Annotated in this window: 15 protein-coding genes and 2 pseudogenes; 8 read left to right on the forward strand and 9 right to left on the reverse strand. The window is 71.0% G+C overall.

Features of this window, described 5'->3' with window-relative positions:
* Positions 1–170: 170 nt before the first annotated feature.
* Positions 171–824: a response regulator gene (locus ACZ60T_RS28290; protein WP_469668438.1), complete on the reverse strand. Its 654-nt coding sequence runs from the start codon at positions 822–824 to the stop codon at positions 171–173.
* A complete protein-coding gene (locus ACZ60T_RS28295) occupies positions 821–2,092 on the reverse strand; it encodes a sensor histidine kinase (protein ID WP_469668439.1) in 1,272 nt (423 codons plus the stop codon). The genes ACZ60T_RS28290 and ACZ60T_RS28295 overlap by 4 nt, the downstream gene beginning before the upstream one ends.
* A 328-nt stretch (positions 2,093–2,420) precedes the next feature.
* On the opposite strand from ACZ60T_RS28295, the gene ACZ60T_RS28300 reads away from it, so the two are divergent.
* Both ACZ60T_RS28300 and ACZ60T_RS28305 read left to right on the forward strand, forming a co-directional pair.
* The gene (locus ACZ60T_RS28300; RefSeq protein WP_469668631.1) at positions 2,421–2,993 is read left to right on the forward strand and encodes a GlcG/HbpS family heme-binding protein; all 573 of its coding nucleotides are present in this window, start codon (positions 2,421–2,423) and stop codon (positions 2,991–2,993) included.
* Between the two features lie 206 nt (positions 2,994–3,199).
* Positions 3,200–3,850, forward strand: coding sequence for an ankyrin repeat domain-containing protein (locus ACZ60T_RS28305; protein WP_469668440.1), 651 nt, complete (start codon positions 3,200–3,202; stop codon positions 3,848–3,850).
* A gap of 264 nt (positions 3,851–4,114) precedes the next feature.
* Here the strand turns inward: ACZ60T_RS28305 and ACZ60T_RS28310 are convergent, their stop codons facing one another.
* Entirely contained in the window at positions 4,115–5,644 is a 1,530-nt protein-coding gene (locus tag ACZ60T_RS28310) for an APC family permease (RefSeq protein WP_469668441.1), read from the reverse strand.
* A 149-nt stretch (positions 5,645–5,793) separates the two neighbouring features.
* Positions 5,794–7,059 carry an amidohydrolase family protein gene (locus ACZ60T_RS28315; protein ID WP_469668442.1) on the reverse strand — a complete coding sequence of 422 codons (1,266 nt, stop codon included), beginning with the start codon at positions 7,057–7,059 and terminating at the stop codon, positions 5,794–5,796.
* A 175-nt stretch (positions 7,060–7,234) separates the two neighbouring features.
* On the opposite strand from ACZ60T_RS28315, the gene ACZ60T_RS28320 reads away from it, so the two are divergent.
* From ACZ60T_RS28320 to ACZ60T_RS28335, 4 genes are all read left to right on the forward strand, one after another.
* Complete coding sequence (locus ACZ60T_RS28320; protein ID WP_469668443.1) at positions 7,235–7,954, forward strand: GntR family transcriptional regulator; 720 nt, start codon at positions 7,235–7,237, stop codon at positions 7,952–7,954.
* 302 nt (positions 7,955–8,256) lie between these two features.
* Positions 8,257–8,739 (forward strand): MarR family winged helix-turn-helix transcriptional regulator, encoded by a 483-nt coding sequence (locus ACZ60T_RS28325; protein WP_365626028.1) that lies wholly within the window; start codon positions 8,257–8,259, stop codon positions 8,737–8,739.
* Entirely contained in the window at positions 8,736–10,157 is a 1,422-nt protein-coding gene (locus ACZ60T_RS28330; RefSeq protein ID WP_469668445.1) for an MFS transporter, read from the forward strand. Before ACZ60T_RS28325 ends, ACZ60T_RS28330 begins: the two co-directional genes overlap by 4 nt.
* A 50-nt stretch (positions 10,158–10,207) precedes the next feature.
* Complete coding sequence (locus tag ACZ60T_RS28335; RefSeq protein WP_469668446.1) at positions 10,208–10,804, forward strand: cysteine hydrolase family protein; 597 nt, start codon at positions 10,208–10,210, stop codon at positions 10,802–10,804.
* A 243-nt stretch (positions 10,805–11,047) separates the two neighbouring features.
* Here the strand turns inward: ACZ60T_RS28335 and ACZ60T_RS28340 are convergent, their stop codons facing one another.
* Positions 11,048–11,716 (reverse strand): antibiotic biosynthesis monooxygenase, encoded by a 669-nt coding sequence (locus tag ACZ60T_RS28340; RefSeq protein ID WP_469668447.1) that lies wholly within the window; start codon positions 11,714–11,716, stop codon positions 11,048–11,050.
* A 400-nt stretch (positions 11,717–12,116) separates the two neighbouring features.
* Entirely contained in the window at positions 12,117–14,006 is a 1,890-nt protein-coding gene (gene otr(A) / locus ACZ60T_RS28345; RefSeq protein ID WP_469668448.1) for a tetracycline resistance ribosomal protection protein Otr(A), read from the reverse strand.
* A gap of 689 nt (positions 14,007–14,695) precedes the next feature.
* Between otr(A) and ACZ60T_RS28350 the strand changes: the two are divergent.
* Positions 14,696–14,797, forward strand: a pseudogene (locus ACZ60T_RS28350) (transposase); the annotation flags it as partial.
* 473 nt (positions 14,798–15,270) lie between these two features.
* Entirely contained in the window at positions 15,271–15,846 is a 576-nt protein-coding gene (locus ACZ60T_RS28355) for an RICIN domain-containing protein (protein ID WP_469668450.1), read from the forward strand.
* A gap of 467 nt (positions 15,847–16,313) precedes the next feature.
* Here ACZ60T_RS28355 and ACZ60T_RS28360 read toward each other — a convergent pair whose 3' ends face one another.
* The 3 genes and pseudogenes from ACZ60T_RS28360 to ACZ60T_RS28370 form a co-directional block, all read right to left on the reverse strand.
* Positions 16,314–16,517 (reverse strand): hypothetical protein, encoded by a 204-nt coding sequence (locus ACZ60T_RS28360; protein WP_469668451.1) that lies wholly within the window; start codon positions 16,515–16,517, stop codon positions 16,314–16,316.
* Positions 16,518–16,577: 60 nt separating this feature from the next.
* Positions 16,578–16,706: pseudogene (locus tag ACZ60T_RS28365) on the reverse strand (Tn3 family transposase); the annotation flags it as partial.
* Positions 16,707–16,716: 10 nt separating this feature from the next.
* A complete protein-coding gene (locus ACZ60T_RS28370; RefSeq protein WP_469668452.1) occupies positions 16,717–17,079 on the reverse strand; it encodes a Tn3 family transposase in 363 nt (120 codons plus the stop codon).
* Positions 17,080–17,145 lie beyond the last annotated feature (66 nt).

A 17,145-nucleotide genomic window follows, 5' to 3' on the forward strand; every position in this document is an offset into this window, starting at 1 on the left:
GAGGTGACGGCTTTCGCGATGGGCGTCGGCTCGCTCGCCGCCACACCGCTACGCCGCCGCGCGGTGGGCGCGCTCGCGCTGATGGAGCTCGCGCTGATGGAGGAAGGACTGGCGTCGGCCGGGACCCCGGGCCGGACCGGGGCCGAAACCGGGGAGCCGCGCCATGTCCGTCAAGGCAGCAGCCGCTGCTCCTTGGCGACGGCCACGGCGCCGGCCCGGGTGTCGACGCCGAGCTTGTCGTAAATGCGCCCCAGGTGCGTCTTGACCGTGGCCTCGCTCAGGAAGAGGGCCTTGGCGATGTCCCGGTTGGTCAGCCCGCGGGCCAACTGGCCGAGGATGTCGCGCTGGCGGTCGGTGAGGCCGGGGCGCGGGCTGCGCATGCGGGTCATGACCCGCTGGGCGACGGGAGCGGACAGGGCGGTGCGGCCGGAGGCGGCGCTGCGGATGGCCGAGAACAGCTCGTCGGGGCGCTCGGCCTTGAGCAGGTAGCCGGTGGCGCCCGCCTCAATGGCACGGATGATGTCGGCGTCGGTGTCGTACGTGGTCAGGACCAGCACATGGACCGAGCCGCCGGAGTCGGCGGTGATCCGGCGAGTCGCCTCGACACCGTCCATCGCGTCGCCGAGTTGCAGGTCCATGAGGACCACGTCGGGGACGAGCTTCGCGGCGAGCGCGACGGCCTCCGCCCCGCTGTCCGCCTCGCCCACCACCTCGATACCCGGGGCACTGCCGAGCAGGGCGCACAGGCCGGCGCGGACCACAGCGTGGTCGTCGCACAGGACGAGCCGTACTGGCGCGGGCTCCGTATGTTCGGTCCTGGTCATGGCGTGGGGACCTCCGAAGGAGTGGGGCGGCGCGGGACGGCGACGGAGACGACCGTGCCGTCACCGGGCGCGGACTCAAGGGTGAGGGTGCCACCCAACTGGCCGACCCGGGCGCGGATCGCGGGCAGGCCGTGTCCGCGAACTCCGGCGGCGCGCTCCGGCAGTGCGTCGGTTTCGAAGCCGCGACCGTTGTCGGCGATGTCCAGCCGTATCTGGTCCCCGAGGTAGGTGAGGGTGAGCGCGGCCCGGGTGGCACCGGAGTGCTCCCGGACGTTGGCGAGGGTGCCCTGTGCGATGCGCAGCAGCGCGGACTGCACCCGGTCCGGCAGTCCGTGCGGCCCTGGCGTGCCGTCGACGAGACAGGACACGGTGCGTTCGGCCGTGGTCTCGCGGGAGGCCAGGCCCCGTAGGGCCGCCTCCAGGCCGCCGCCCTCGGCGAGGTCGGCGGGTGCCAGGTCGTGCACGAAACGGCGGGCCTCGGCCAGGCTGCTCTCGGCGATCGAGGCGGCGGTGCGCAGATGGGCTCGGGCCTGCGCCGGCTCGGCTTCCCATACCCGGTCGGCGGCCTGAAGGAGCATCTGCTGGCTGGACAGGCTCTGGGCGAGGGTGTCGTGGATTTCCATGGCCAGCCGCTGGCGCTCGGTGAGAGTACCCTCGCGGCGTTCGGTGGCGGCGAGTTCACGGCGGGTGCGCACCAGGTCGCGGATCAGGGCGGCCTGCCGGGTCGCCTGCCGGTCCATGTGGGTGAAGACCGCGGTCGCCAAGGCGGCGACGGCCGGCGGACCGATCACCAGGTCCACGTCGAGGCGGTCGGCCAGCCGCAACTGCGCGACGACCACGAAGGCGGTGAAGATCATCATGAGTGTGTACGCGGCAGGCGTCGGGAGGGTGCGCAGCGCGGTGTAGAAGAGCGGCACCGCGCACCAGGCGAAGCTGGGAGCCAGGACGACCAGCACGGCCCACACACCGACCAGCGCGCCCAGCCACAGCAGACCGGCGAGCGGAGGCCGGTCGGCGCTCGCGGAAGACGGGGCGACCGCCTCGGGGACGGCCGCCGTGCGACGACCGACGACGTACAGCAGGGCCAGCGCGCTGGTCAGGGCCAGGACGGCGGGCAACTGAGGCTGGGCGCTGTGCCGCTGGACGTATCGGGTCAGGGCGGAGCCAAGCAGCAGGAAGAACGCCAGGTGGACGGCGAACGCCGGCGTGCGAGCTTCGCGGTCGGCGGCCTTCGGGCCGCTTGGGGAGGGTCTGCTTCTCGACGGCATGGCTGCTCCTCCCTGGCCGGGACGTACGGACATGGCTGCCGTTCGGCGTGCGGGAGGCCTTTGGGCGGTCCTCGGCGGAGACAGCGAACACTGCCATTGTCAGCCGGGCAGTACTGGAGGGGGTCAACCGATCGGATGACCCTGCCGTCAGCCGTCCCGCGCGCCGGAACCAGCCGGTACGTCGACGGGCGCACGGGGTGAGCAGGCCGAGAGTGGAGGCACAGCGCAACGAGCGCTGCCTCCTCCGGCACCCGCACGGGTTCGGCCGTACCTACGTCGGCCACGGTCCGGGCCGGGAGGAGAGCGACACGACTGGGAGATGCTCGTAATGCAGCACAAGGCCAAGAAGTTCTCCACCCGCGCCAAGGTCGTCACCTCCGTGGCGGCCCTGGCAGCGGTCGGTGTCGGTGTGGTCGGCGCGGTGTCCGCCTCCGCCGACACCCCGGCCGCCGCGCCGGCCGCAGATGTGGCCGCGGTGAAGGACAAGGCCGCGACCACCAGCACCCACCTGACGATCGAGGCCGCCACCGACGCCGCGCAGGCGGCGCTGAAGGCCGCCCAGAAGGAGGGCCAGCAGGTCACCGTCGCGGTGGTGGACCGCGACGGCAACACGATCGTCACCCTGCGCGGCGACGGCGCCGGGCCCCAGTCCTACGACTCCGCGATCAGGAAGGCGTACACCGCCGTCTCCTGGAACGCGCCCACCTCCCAACTGGTCAAGCGCCTGGAGTCGGCCCCCACCCTCAAGGACATCCCGAACACGCTGTTCCTGGCGGGCGGCGCCCCGGTCGCCTACAACCACGCCCCGATCGCGGCCGTCGGCGTCGCGGGCGCCCCCTCCGGCGACCTGGACGAGAAGTTCGCCCAGGTCGGCGTCGCGGCGATCAGCAACGGCCGCTGACCCCACCGCTCGTACCACCCGAGTGAGCGGCGTCCCCGTCCGGGCGGACCGCTGGGCCACGGCGGCACGTGGGGTCCCCCGCCCCGCGTGCCACCGGTCGGAGCGCGCTCTCCCCACGTCCGCCCTCGCTTCCCTTCTCAGATGCTGCTCTACTTGCCGTCTTTGCCGTGCTGTTGTCCGTTGCCACTCCGTGGAGGAGTTCCGTCGTGGCCAAGAAGTCACTCTCCCCGACCGACCGCGCCCTGCTGGATGCCGCACAGCGCGGCGACGTCGCCGCCGTCCGCGAGGCGCTGGCGGCAGGCGCCGACCGGGAGGCGCGCGACGAGGAGGGCCGTACGCCCCTGCTACGGGCGGCCCTCGCCGACGAGGTGGCGGTGGCCCGGGTGCTGGTCGACGCGGGCGCGGACGTGAACGCGCAGGACGACCGCCTGGACAGCGGCTGGCTGGTGACCGGGGTGACCGGCAGCGTGGCGATGATGCGCGCGCTGCTGCCCGGCGGGCCGGACGTGACGGTGACCAACCGGTTCGGCGGGGTGTCGGTGATCCCGGCAAGCGAGCGCGGCCACGTGTCCTACGTACGCGCCGTGCTGGCCGAGACGGACATCGACGTCGACCACGTCAACCGGCTCGGCTGGACGGCGCTGCTGGAGGCGGTGATCCTCGGCGACGGCGGGCGCACGCACCAGGAGGTGGTGGAGGTGCTGCTCGCGGCGGGTGCCGACCCGCTGCTGCCGGACGCCGACGGGACGACGGCCCGTACCCACGCTGAGCGCCGCGGCTTCCGCGGCATCGCGGCCGTGCTGCGCGAGGCCGAAGACCGGGCCGGCACCGGGCAGGCGGAACGTCGGCAGCCATGAGCAGGCACACCGCGACGGCCACCCCGGTGGCATCGGCCGCCGTCACGATGCCGGCCGGGTGCGCGCCGAGCATCGACACCCCCGCCGCACCCTGACCTTCGTCGATCCCTCCCTGCGAGGCTAGGCGGCCAACTCGGGCTCGGTGGCGGTGGGGACGGCCGACCTCAGCGTCGCCGTCCGGCGTGGCCGACGCAGTCTGCCGGGGGCATCGGACGGGTGGCCGGGGGCGCTGGTTCGCTGCGGCCGCCCGTCCGGGCCCCGGGGTCAGTCGCGTTCCACGTCGACGGTGGTGAGCTGGGCGTACCGCCGTGGATCCGTGCGCCGGATGTACCGGGCCACGATGAGCCCGATGCAGAACACCACGGGCAGCGGGACGAGCAGTCCGATGTTGACCGCACCGGATGCCCCGGTGAGCAGGTCGAACCGCAGAGCCGCGAGGACGGTGAGCACACACAGCCCGAGGAAGGAGAGCAAGGGTGCCCACTGCGCCCGGAAGCCGGAAACCCCCCGGCGGTCGCGGCGGAAGAACCCGTACACCGCCAGGGCGGCGAGTGCCTGCATCGCCATGATGCCCAGGACTCCGGTGCCGTTCGGCCACAGGAAGACCACCGCGTACGGGTCGGCATCACTGAGGGCCCCTACGGCGATGAAGGCCGCCGCGAGGAGGCTCTGGACCACCACGGCGGTGCCCGGGGAGCCGCTGCGGGGCGAGACGCGGGCCAGCGGGCGGGGCAGCAGCCCCTCGCGGCCGAGGGCGTACATGTACCGGGCGGCGGCGTTGTGGAAGGCGAGGGTGGCGGCCAAGGCACTGGTGATGATCAGCAGATGCATGCTGTCGGAGAGCCACGGTCCGACGAATCGGCCGGCGGCGCTGAACACCATGTCGGGTCCGTTGCCGCCCCGCGCGACCCGCACGGCGTCCTCGGAACCGAAGGCGCCCATCACCACCCACACGGCGAAGGCGTAGAAGACGGCGAGGAAGCCGACGGCGATGAAGGTGGCCCGCGGCACCGTGCGCTTCGGCTCCCGCGCCTCCTCGGCGTAGATCGCGGTCGCCTCGAACCCGGTGAAGGCGCCGATGGCCAGGACGAACATGCCCGCCACCCCCGCGCCGCCCAGCGATGTCGGGTTCAGCACCGCGGGGTCGAGGGCGGCGGTGCCACGATGGTTCAGCACTCCGCCCTCCAGGATCAGCAGGACGAGGACCTCCAGCACCAGTGCGAGTCCCAGCACCTTGGCGCTGAGGGTGACCCGGAGCCAGCCGAGGACGCCGACGACGGCGACGCAGACCGCCGACCAGAGCCACCAGGGCGCGCCGAACCCGGTGAGGTCCTTCACCCCGCTCGAGGCGAAGAAGCCGAAGCAGGCGACGAGCCCGATCTCCACCAGGTTGTAGGAGAGGACGGCGACGTAGGCCGTCCCGATGCCGGTGGCCTTGCCCAAGCCGCGGGCCACATAGGCGTAGAAGGCGCCGGCGTTGCGGACGTGCAGGCTCATGGCGGTGAAGCCGGCGGCGAACAGCGCCAGCAGTCCGCCGGACAGGACGTATCCCAAGGGGGTGGCGAGTCCGCCCATGGCCATCGCGGCAGGGGCGACCCCGGCCACGGCCGTCAGAGGCGCGGCAGCGGCGACCACGAAGAAGACCAGGTCGGAAACGCCTATGGCGGCGCTGCTCAGGACGGTGCCGCCCGGGGCGGGTGGCTCACCGGAGTGGGCGGGCGGCTCACCGGTGTGTGGGACGGGGGTGTTCGGGTGCGCGGCGGGGGCACCGCCGGAGCCGCTGGTGGCGGACACGGGACTCCTAGATGGATGCGCTGAGTGGCTGCGGGAGGCAGCCGCTTCGGGAGGAGGGCAGGTCCGTGGAGTTCCGGCGCTGAGGACGGCCCTGCACAGAAGCTGTGAACTACGCGGGCGAGTGCGGGTGCGGCACCCGGTCGGCGGCGTTACCAGGCGCGCTGGACACCTGGCTGGGGAGCCGGCAGATCCGGCACCGGGCAGTTGTCGGTCGCCACCACCCGGCCGGCGTGTGTCACGAGCAGGCGCCGGGGGTGCGCGGCGACCGCTTCGGCGACACTGCCGGCGGCAACCGCGACGAGATCCGCGCGGCTTCCCGGCCGCAGTCCGTAGCGGTCCAGGCCCAGGGCGGCGGCTGCCTCTGTGGTGACGAGCGAGGCCGCGGTGTGCAGTTCGTCATCGGTCATGAGGTCGGAGCGCAGGCCGATGATGGTCGCCCGTTCCAGCATGTCGCCGGTGCCGTAGGGCCACCAGGCGTCGCGGATGTTGTCGGAGCCGGCGAAGACGCGGACGCCCGCCTCGCGCAGCCGCAGTACGGGCGGCATGGGTCCGGCCGGTCCGTTGGTGAGGATGGACACCTCCGCCCCCGCGAGCGCCGCCGCCGTGCGGGCGAACGTGGCGTCCTCCACGTCGCCCAGGCAGTAGGCATGGCTGACGGTGACGCGGCCGGTCAGGCCCAGTGCCCTGGTCCGGGCGGCGATCTCGCGCAACTGCGCGGCTCCGGCCTCGCCGGGGTCGTGCAGATGGATGTCGACGCCGACCCCGTGTCGCTCGGCGAGCCCGAAGACGACGTCGAGTTGCCCCTCGACGTCGCCGTCGAAGCCCTCGGGGTCGAGGCCGCCGACGAGGTCGGCACCTTCGCGCAGCGCCGCGTCCAGCAGGTCGGGGACGCCGGGCGCGGTGACCACCCCGCTCTGCGGAAAGGCCACGATCTGCAGGGTGATGAGGTCGCGGACGTGCTCCCTGACCTCCAACAGCGCGTGCAGGTTCGCCAGGCGGGACTGCGGGTCGATGTCGACATGCGAGCGGGCGTGCCCGGTGCCGTGCTCGACCATGCGGTGGACCAGTTCCAGGGCGCGCTCGGTGACCGGGGCGGTGAGCCTCCGCCGGGTGTCGAGCTCGGCGGTGACCCGGTCACGGATCGTGTCGCCCGCCGTGTGGGGCTGCCAGGGGGCTCCGAGGAAGGTCTTGTCCAGGTGGCAGTGGCCGTCCACGAAAGCGGGCAGCAGCAGTGCGCCGGCCAGTTCGATCCGGTTGTCGCCGACACTGCCGGTCGTTTCGGGGGGTGCGTCGACGGGTGTGACGCGCTCGTGGACGGCCGCGATGTGACCGTCGTGCAGGGACACGTCCGCGCGCCGGCCGTCCGGCAGGGTGGCGTTGGCCAGTACGAGGGGGGACGAGGGGCTGTTGTGCATGCGGCCTTCCGAAGGTGTGAGGGGCGGCCAGGGCTGTCCAGGCTTGTGTCGACGCGACTGCGCCGTGAGCCGAAGCGGCACGCTACTTGGTATACCGAATACCAGGCAAGGGGTCTCTTCACCTGACGGGCACTAGGATGACGTGGGAACAGCGGCGGGCGGCGGAAGGCGCAGGATGACGGAGAGCACGCGACGCACCAGCATCGGTGCGGGGGACAAGTCCCTGCGTGACCAGGTGTACGAGGCGCTGCGCGAACGCATCATCGAGGGGGAACTCGAGCCCGGCCGACGGGTCGTCGAGCGTGACCTGGCCGCCGAGTTCGGGGTCTCCCGCATCCCGGTGCGCGAGGCCATGCAGCGGCTGGAGACGGAGGGCTTCCTCACCACCCAGCCCCGCCGCGGTGCCGTCGTCTCCCAGGTGGGGGTGGAGGGCGCCGCCCACTTCTTCGACGTCCGTGAATCTCTCGAGGCGCTCGCCGCCGAGCTTGCCGCACGGCACGCCGACGCGGCGGGTCTGCGTCGGCTGGAACAGCTGCTCATACGCGCCCGCCGGGCCACCGAGCGCGGGCGAGCCCGGGACGTCGCAGTACTCAATGCCGACTTCCACCGGCAGATCGTGGTCCTGTCCGGCAACCCGCTGCTCCAGGATCTGATGCAGCCGCTGGACGGGCGGCTGCACCGGCTCTTCCGGCTGACGGCCGAACCCGGTGACGGGCCGCTGATGTGCGGTGAGCACGAAGAACTGTTCCGCGCTCTGCAAGCGGGCGACCCGCGGACCGCCGCCCGCCTCGCCAGACGACATGTCGCCAACACCCGCGCGGCAGCCCTGAAGATGCTCACCGACCGCGCCGCGGGCCAGGAAGAGCAGCCCCAGGCCGCCACCGGCTCTCGGTGAGCGGACCTCTCACACCGATCGGCCGCGCCACAGCCTGCCGCGTGTCACCTCGCGACCGGGCGAGCGCGGCCTGCGGGTGAGGGCGGGGCTCCGGCCACGCCGGGGGCAGGCGACGGCGCTGGGTGCTGCGCGACGCCCTCGGCGTCACCGGCCCCAAGTACGGCTGCGGGCTGGGGGTCTGCGCACCTACCCCCGTATCCGTGAGGCGATCGCAGCCGCTGCCGAGGAGTTCTGACAGTCTCAGGCACGAGAACTACACAAGTAACTTGCTAAAGTTGCTTGTGTAGTTTTACGCTCCAGCCATGACCGATGCCAGGCCGCAGGAGTCCCTGCCGCAGGAGTCCCTTGAGACCGCGCAACGTCTCAGCGATGCGATCAAGCGGCTGCGGGCCCGGATGCGCGCGGAGTCGGGACAGCACGCGACCGGGCTGAGCGTCACCCAACTCGGCCTCCTGGCGACCGTCGTACGTCAGGGCCCGATCACCGCGGCCCGGCTCGCCTCGATCGAGCACGTCACCGCGCAGGCCGTCGCCCAGAGCCTGGCCGTGCTGAAGGCCGCGGGCTTGATCCACAGCGAGCCCGATCCGAAGGACGGCCGCAAGAAGCTGATCAGCGCCGACCCGTCCGCGACCGAGCTGATCGACGGACTGCTGGCGGGCCGCGCCGCCTTCCTGGCTCGCGCCATCGACGAGGTCGTCGCTCCGGACGAACGCGAGGACATGGACAAGGCGGTCGAGCTTCTCGAGCGGCTCGCCGCCGCCGGCCTGGACGAGGGCGCCATATGACAACCGGCACTGTCGATACAGAGCCCTCGCCCCTCGAACTCACGCGCAGGCCCTTCGGCTTGACCTTCACCATGCCGCTCTACGTGGGCTCCAGCCTCAACCCGATCAACAGCTCCATCATCGCGACCGCGTTGGTGCCCATCGCCACCGAGCTGGGTGTCGCGGTGGGCGCTACCGCCGTCCTGGTCTCCTCCCTCTACCTGGCCAGCGCCATCGCTCAACCGACGGCCGGCAAGCTCGCCGAAGTCCTCGGTGCCCGCCGCGTCTTCCTCGTCGGCATCGTGCTGGTGCTGCTCGGCGGCATCGTCGGCAGCCTCGGCCGAAACCTCGCGACGCTCACCGTCGCCCGGGTCCTGATCGGCCTCGGCACGTCGGCCGCGTTCCCCTGCGCCATGGTGATGATCAGACGCCGCGCAGAGCAGGCCGGTCTCGACGAACCACCGGGCGCAGTGCTCGGCGGACTCGCGATCGCAGGCATGGTCACCGCGGCGGTCGGCCCGCCCATCGGCGGTCTGCTCGTGGGCACGGCCGGCTGGCGCTGGGCATTCCTGATCAACATCCCGGTGACAGTGATCGCGCTGGCGATGGCGCTGCGACTGCCCAAGGACCCACCGCTCGACCGCGCGGACGGAGGCTTCCGCCGGATCGCGCACCGCATCGACCTGATCGGCATCATCGGCTTCGCCACCTCGATGACCTCCCTGGTCGTCTTCCTGACGGGCCTGCCGCACCCCGACTGGGCCGCACTCGTGGTCTTCGTCGTCGCCGCCGTCGCGACATCCTGGTGGGAGCTGCGCCGCCGGACCGAGGCGTTCTTCGACCTGCGCGGCCTGACCTCGAACGGCGCCCTGGCCCGCACCTACGTGCGCCAGGCGCTCACCCTGCTCGGCGTGTACTCGATGATGTACGGCCTGACGCAGTGGATGGAGGCCGCCTACGGACTGTCCACCGTGCAGACCGGTCTGATGCTGCTGCCGATGGGCGCCGTATCCGCGCTGCTGTCACGGCCACTCGCCCGCCGCAATCTGGTGCGCGGCCCGGTGATCGCCTCGGCGCTGAGCATGTTGCTCGGGTCGATCGGCATCATGCTGCTTGGCTCCGACAGCCCGGTGTTCGCGCTCGTACTCGTCTCGCTGATCTTCGGCGTCACCATGGCCACCACCACCGTCGGCAACCAGACTGCCCTGTACATGGCGGCACCGGCCGACCAGATCGGCACCGCCTCCGGACTGTTCCGCACCTTCGGCTACCTCGGCACCATCACCTCGTCCGTCATCGGCGGCATCGTCTTCCGCGACGGCGCCGACGACCACGGGCTGCACAGCCTCGGCGTCGTGCTCGTCGCCGCCGGTCTCGCGGTACTGCTGCTCGTCGTCCTGGACCGCGGCCTGATGCGCCGCCGCGGCGCGGCGGTCTGAGCCGTGCGCTCCGCATCGACACTCTTCGCAACCCCAAGGAGAAACACCGTATGAACGCCTCTGCCGTTCCCACCCTCGCCCCCGAGCGGACCGCGCTGCTGGTGATGGACTTCCAGAACGGAATCCTTCCGCTCGCCCCCGAACCCGACGCGCTGCTCGCGCGCGTGCGGGGTGCGATCGCGGACGTGCGAGCCGCGGGCGGCACCGTCGCTCACGTCCGCGTGGCGTTCACGCAGGACGACTGGGACGCCGTTCCCGACCGCAACGTGTCCTTCAGCGCGATCGCCGCCGCGAAGGCGATGCACCACGAGGACGACGCCACGCAGATACACGAGACGATCAGCCCGCAGGACGGCGACATCGTCGTCCGCAAGATCCGTTACGGCGCGGCCTCCACCACCGACCTGTACGAGCAGTTGGCCGACCGCGGCATCGACACGCTGGTCCTCGCCGGGCTCAGCACCAGCGGCGTCGTCCTGTCCACACTCATGGACGCCGCCGATCGCGACTACCGTGTCTACGTCCTGTCCGACGGTGTCGCCGACCGTGACCCCGAGGTCCACCGGGTCCTCGTCGACAAGGTCTTCCCGTCCCGGGCACGCATCATCGACACCGTCCAACTGCGGGAACTGCTGCCGACCGTCTGACGGTGAAGCCTCGATATGTGTGAAGGGGGACAGCTCGACACAGCCGCCGCTTACAGGTCCGGCACGCGCCGGGCCCTGGTGTGGAAGCCAGCGCCTTGACCTCGGCAACTTGGAGCGCGGCGAACGTCGGCGGGCGACCCGACCGACCGCGGTCGCCCAGCCCCTGCTCGGCTTCTGCGCGCACCAGCTCCACACCGCTGCCCGCCGCCTGCGGAAGCTGTTCGTACAGTCGTCCGGCGTCAGCTACGCCTTGTCCACACTGTCAGAACGCTGAACCTCCGCCGGTCCCACGCCGTCCGCACCGGCGCCTGGCCCCGCGACGGCTCCGAGCAGCCGGTAGGGCCGCGCACCAGTAACGCCGTTCGCCCGAGCCACCGGTGCGTAGAGCAGGCCACGCGCACCGTCCTCGCTTACGAACACATGCGCGGTGCCCATGCCCAGGGGCGGAGCCGCCCGTAGCCGGTCGGCGGTGGCCTCAGCCCATCGCGCGGCATGAGCCGACGGCTCACGCTCGGCGTGCGCGAGGACGGCCACGTCGGTCGTGTCAACGCCGCCGCCGTCCGGCACGACGGTATGCGCCAACCGGTAGCGGACCAGCCCGGGACGCCGGATCCCCGGGACCTCGCGGTCGATGCGGCCGACCATCTCAGCCCGGTGCTCCCGAACGAAGGCGAGGTGTGCCTCGTCGCTGGTCCACTGCGCGACGCTGAGCAGCACACGCCCGTCCGCGCTCGCGAAGCAGCTGAGCCGCAGGAACGCCTCGGGGCGAAACCTGGCCGACAGCTCGTCCCACTCCCCAAGCAGTGCACGGCCCGCCCGGTCCTGCCGGTCAGGTGTGTCCACGATCCACTCGCTGATCAGCGTGGTCCCGGCGTCGGGCCGGGCCAGATCCGGCAGTTGAAGCGTTGTCACACCAATCTCCTGTCATCTTCGTGTGCCCAACACCATGAAATGTCAAGCTCGGTTGAGGTCAAGCCGCAACCTAGAACCCGAGTTACCGCCGCCGCCTCGGCGCCTGACCACAGGCACACTCCAATCCACTCCGAGGCCAACTCCCTGAGACCGCACCGTCCTTGAGTTCGAGCCGATCCAGCAGAACGACGGGATCGACATCGAGCTGCCCGGCAGGCCGTCCGCTGCGGGATCAGCGACTTGTCGCGGGTCACCTGGCAGAGAGGTCACGCTGACCGGGAGTAGTGAGGATCATCTGTGACAGTGGGGGACTGACACCACGTCAGCCGTTCGGTCCGCAGGAACAGCGCGTCCCCCCTCGGTGGGCTCGCTTCGCGCTCCCGTCGTGCCCCTACCGTCCTTACGATTCCCCCGCATCCCTCCGGTGTCGCACCTCCCGGTCCCCCGACGGACGGGACCACCACACCCCCTCCCCACGCGTGAGCCCCGCCAGCCGCAGCTCGATGTCCCGGACTCGTCGGGTCGGCAGCTCACCCGTGATCAGCCAGGAGGAGTTCCCGCCTGTCGTGTCCGTGAACTCGGCGCCATACGAGGCGAGATGGGCCGTCACGGGAGCGAGGGCGTCCAGCGGTACCTCCGCCTCGAAGGCGTGGTACGGCTCGTACAGGCGAGTGCCCGCCCGATCCAGGGCCCGGCGCAGCACGATCGGCGTGAGCCCACGGAAGTCGGCTGCCGTGCTGACCGGCGCGCAGAAGCCCGAGCGGACGAGCGTGACGCGGTAGTCCGTGACGGCGGCGCCCCGCAGGCCGGACAGCAGCGTCGTGTGCACGGTGTCCTCAATGGCCTGGTGAAAGGCCCGGGGGAGGGCGCCGAGTTCCGTCTCGTACGTGAACACCCCGCCGGAACCGCATGGTTCGGGCTCCACCCGCAGGCCGATCGTGGCCCAGTATCGGGTGTGGTCGAGCCACGGCAGCTCCTCCCAGGCCTCGCCGGTCCCGGCCGGGCGCTCGAGGAACCGGACGCGGCCCGGCGCGAAGTCGGCCTCGATGCCGAAGTCCTGGGCCAGCGTGGCCGCCAGCACCTCCATCTGGACCTCGCCGTACAGGAGCAGTGTGGTGGCTCCGGCGTCCGCGGGGCGGGCTTGGATGAGCGGGTCCTGGTCGGCGAGGGCCAGCAGCGCCGTGCGCAGTTGGGCGGCCTGGTCGGGGCGCCGGGCCCTGACCAGCGTCTCCAGCGTCGGCGGCGCGAACTGCGGGGCGCGGTCGGTGAGTTCGCCGAGACGGTCGCCGACGCGGATCCCGGCGACGCCGGAGAGCGCCGCGATGTTCCCGCCGGTGAGCTTCCCAGGGTGGCCGATCACGGCGAGGCGGTTCACCCGTCCGGGGACCTCGGTGGTCCGGCCGTCCGCCTCCCGGCGCAGAAACGTCAACCGCTGACGCGGTGTCACCTCACCCTCGTACAACCGCAGATACGCCGTCCGATCGCCGCCCGGTCCGGGGCGTACGGCGAAGACGGTGCCGCGGGGTTCGGCGGGTCCGGGCGGCGGTTCGGGCGGCGGGATCAGCCCGGTCACGGCCTCGACGAGTTCGGCGATGCCCTGGCCGCCGAGGGCGGAGCCGAAGAGGACCGGGTGGAAGGAGCCGTCGGCAGTGCGGGCGGCAAGGGCGGCGCGCAGCTCGTCGACGTTCGGTTCCGGGCCGTCCACGACCGCGGCGAGGATCGCCGGGTCGACCTCGGCGAGTGCCTCCGCCAGGTCGGTCCGCAGCTCCGGGTCGTCCCGTCGGCGTGCCTGGGCGGCGGGCGTGCCGATGCCCGTCACCTCTGTCAGTGGCACGACATGCGGCGTGAGCCGGCGCCGGATATCGGCGAGAAGCCCGTCGACGCGGGCGCCCGCTCGGTCGATCTTGTTGACGAAGATCAGCGTGGGCAGCCGCAGTCGCCGCAGGGTTCGCATCAGCACCCGCGTCTGGGCCTGCACACCTTCCACGGCGGACAGCAACAGGACCGCGCCGTCGAGGACTTCCAGGGCCCGCTCGACCTCGGCGATGAAGTCCGAGTGGCCCGGGGTGTCGATGAGGTTGATCTGGGTGTCGCCGACCGTGAAGGCGGCGACGGCCGAGCAGATGGTGATGCCGCGCTGCCGCTCGATCGCCCCGCCGTCCGTGCGGGTGTCACCGGCGTCGACGCTGCCGAGCCGGTCGATCGCGCCGTGGTCGAACAGCAGCCGCTCGGTCAGGCTGGTCTTACCGGCGTCGACGTGGGCCAGAATTCCGATGTTCAGGGTACGCATGCGTGGTCGAGTCCTCGAGAACCGTCGTCCAGTGGGGAAGCTGGGGGATTCCGAGGCGACGGCGCATGCGAGGGCTCCTGGTGTGAGGGAACACGTACGCCGCCATGATGGCCTATGTCCTTGGGTCGGCCGCAACCGAATTCAAAGCGACCGGCGGCGTGAGGGTGTTCTGACGGCCCGGACCGCTCCGGTGACGGACACGGCCGCGGCTGTGACGAAACAGGGCCGAAGCCAAGGAGAGCGCATCCAGGGACCTTGGGCGCCGACACAGAATGTAGAACTGGGACGAAGGCACCGCGGCGGGTGAGCGCTCGTGAACAGCGAGCCAGACGGCCGCCATACCTGATGCGGGGACAAGGAGCCACCATCGGTAGAGCCACAACCGGTAGGTCCTCGCGCGCCGTTCGGCTATCGGTTCACCTTGCACACGTCCGCCTCATTCTGTACTGGGACGCGTCGGGGCCGACCTTCGTCCAGTGCTCGGTGGCCCGGCGATCGCGTCAGCTTACGGCCGACTGGCGAACGCATCGTTCGAGGAGCCGGGGAGTGGACCTGGCCGTCCCAGCGAAGGTACTTGGGCGAGCGCCGAATGAGCATGCGGAGCGTGGCGAGGGCGGTGGCGAGGTAGAGGTGAAGGTCCATGGCCCTTGCGCTGCGTGCGATCAACGAGCAGCGCTCCACCGGTCTCGGTTGTCTACCGGCAGCGCAGAGACGACGGCCAACGCGACGGACGTAAGAGCTTCTCCTGGCGCGACTACCGGGACATTCGACTCCATCGACAACGGCCAGGGCATTCTGACGGCACGACAGACAGAGCCGAAATGCTCTATATGGATGGGCGATCACAGTAGGGCTACTCGCCGCGCAACTGAAGATGCACGACCCGCTGCCGAGCCGAAGCCCCGGCCCTCCAGCGGGTCATGTGACTTCTGGCGTCCCGACGCATTGGCATGCTCATAGGGCGGGGGATCTCAGCAAGGCCGGAGTAGGCCGTTGATTCTTGAGCCGCCTCTGTCGTTGGCGGCGCTGACCGCCTTGCCATATGGGTACTTGTACGACATGGACCGATTGGCCTGATTGTTACGGGTGTATGTTCTATGCCGCTTTGGGGCGTATGGGGTGGGTAGTGTTCGCGGCGGCAGACGCCGAGATTGCCTTACCAGTGGAGGTGGCGATGGCTGTTCGTGTGCCTGCTGATCGTGTCGAAGTACCAGCGCTTCAGAGACAGCGGCCAGGCAGGCCGCGACACAGAAGGGACGTCTCCATGTCCACATCCCGCCGGTTCCTCACCAGTCTGGTGCCCGCCGTGACCATGGTCGCGCTGGTTGCCAGCGCCACGCCCAGCCAGGCAGCCGGAGCCGACATCCGTCACCAGGAGATCGTGAACAAGGCCGACGGCGGACGACTCAGCACCTGGGACGACGTCGCCAACCCGGGGGTCGCCGCCGCGACCATCCGCCAGCCCAACAGCGACTACGAGAACCGCACCAGCGTGATGTGGGAGCTGGAACAGCAGGGCGACGGTTCCTGGATCGTTCGCAACGAGAAGAACGCCACGCTCTGCTTGCAGCCCGCCACCGACCCCGCCCCGAACGTTCAGCTCGTCGTCCAGGTCTGTAACGGCTCGCCTATCCAGGCCTGGCAGCGAGTCGCGGAGCAGACCAACCAGGCCGCGTCCGCAGGCCCCACCGGCTGGTGGAGCCTGCGCCCTGCCCTGAACACCCGCCTGGCCGCCGCTCCCTCCGTTGTCGGCGGCGCCTACAGTGACATCCGCCTGTTCCGCGCCACCAATAGCAGCGATCGCCTGTGGCACTACCAGTCACCCCAGAACAGCTGGTGATCTGCCGGTGAGGCAAGGGCTCTCCTCCCGCAGCCGGAAAGAAGGGGTGGCCGGGTCGCGGCAGCGCTGAGGAGACCGAGAAGGAGCTGAGGGCGCTGTACAAGCGGTGGGGCAAGGGCGTCCGTGAGTTGTCCCGGAGCTGCACGGCAATGTCGGGGATGCTCGCCGGAACCCCTCAGCTCTTCTTCGGCACCTGACGGCTCACTGCGGCCTGGCCTGGTCTGTGCCGAGTGCGACTACGACCGGCGCGAGTTCAAGGACGAGTCCTGGCCGCCGTTCGACGTCCGGCTGCCTGAGCGTCCCAAGAAGTGTCGGCTGGTGTGCGGACAGTGCTGCAAGACAGGCCGACAGCGAACCCATCGAACTGCAAAAGGAGTTGACCGCCCTGTCGCTGCGCGTGATCGGCGGGTTCGCGCTCGTCGGCGCCGACACGGAGTGGCCGAGAACGTCGACGGCAAGACCCGCTTCTACGACGCCACGGACGCCGTGCCGATGAGGCGGTCGTCGACGAGCGTGGCCGCATCGAGCGCATCCCGTACGAGCTGTGCGCCCTGGTCGCGCTGCGGGACGCGGTCCGCTGCTGCGAGATCTACGTCGAGGGCGCCGCACCATGGTGGCGCAACCCGGAGGACGACCTGCCCGGCGACTTCGAGGCCACCCGCGGTGTGCACTACGCCGCGATCCAGGCCAAGACTGGCGAGGTAGCCGCAGGCGAAGACCGTACGAACTGTGCGGCCGAGTTCTTCAAGTGCCTGGTAGGTGGGGTGCTTGGGGCCGCCGCGGGTGAAGCGCCGCAGCCCCTGCTCGGCTTCGGCAGTGCTGAGTCGCAGTGCGGTGGCGTACTTGCCATCTGGTCGTATAGCTGCTCGATCAGCTCCTAGCGGATCGGCCGCGTCGTCGAGGCACCGAGGGTGGGGTGTCGTCGGGGCGGTACGGGCGGATGCTGCCGATGTTCTTCAGCCTTGGCAGCAGGCGGAAGTTGAGCAGCTCGGTGAAGGCGAACCCGACGACGCTCGCGCCCTGGGGGTCGACTCGATCTCGGCGTCCGCGCAGTGCCGCAGCAGGCCCTCGATGGCCCCACCATGCGGTGTTCCGGGCGGCGAAGGTGGCGTTCACCAACTCTGTCACCGCAGCGCGCGGGTCGTTGACGGTGATGAAGTGTCGGCGCACGTGCCGAAGCGCTGCCTCGGTCTTGGCGTGCTCGCCGGTAGCCACGATGGCACGGATGCCCATGTTGGTGCGACCTGATGCGCGACCGCGCCGCCCGCGACCGCGCCGCCCGCGACCGCGCCGCCCGCG

The sequence above is a fragment of the Streptomyces sp. NPDC104371 genome (assembly GCF_055583785.1).

Excerpts from the sequence above, each read along its gene's own strand:
- ACZ60T_RS28295 (WP_469668439.1), bottom strand. The coding sequence starts at position 2,092 with ATGCCGTCGAGAAGCAGACCCTCCCCAAGCGGCCCGAAGGCCGCCGAC.
- ACZ60T_RS28315 (WP_469668442.1), bottom strand. The coding sequence starts at position 7,059 with ATGCACAACAGCCCCTCGTCCCCCCTCGTACTGGCCAACGCCACCCTG.
- ACZ60T_RS28325 (WP_365626028.1), top strand. The coding sequence starts at position 8,257 with ATGACCGATGCCAGGCCGCAGGAGTCCCTGCCGCAGGAGTCCCTTGAG.
- ACZ60T_RS28300 (WP_469668631.1), top strand. The coding sequence starts at position 2,421 with ATGCAGCACAAGGCCAAGAAGTTCTCCACCCGCGCCAAGGTCGTCACC.
- ACZ60T_RS28370 (WP_469668452.1), bottom strand. The coding sequence starts at position 17,079 with ATGGGCATCCGTGCCATCGTGGCTACCGGCGAGCACGCCAAGACCGAG.
- ACZ60T_RS28335 (WP_469668446.1), top strand. The coding sequence starts at position 10,208 with ATGAACGCCTCTGCCGTTCCCACCCTCGCCCCCGAGCGGACCGCGCTG.
- ACZ60T_RS28290 (WP_469668438.1), bottom strand. The coding sequence starts at position 824 with ATGACCAGGACCGAACATACGGAGCCCGCGCCAGTACGGCTCGTCCTG.
- ACZ60T_RS28355 (WP_469668450.1), top strand. The coding sequence starts at position 15,271 with ATGTCCACATCCCGCCGGTTCCTCACCAGTCTGGTGCCCGCCGTGACC.
- ACZ60T_RS28330 (WP_469668445.1), top strand. The coding sequence starts at position 8,736 with ATGACAACCGGCACTGTCGATACAGAGCCCTCGCCCCTCGAACTCACG.
- ACZ60T_RS28320 (WP_469668443.1), top strand. The coding sequence starts at position 7,235 with ATGACGGAGAGCACGCGACGCACCAGCATCGGTGCGGGGGACAAGTCC.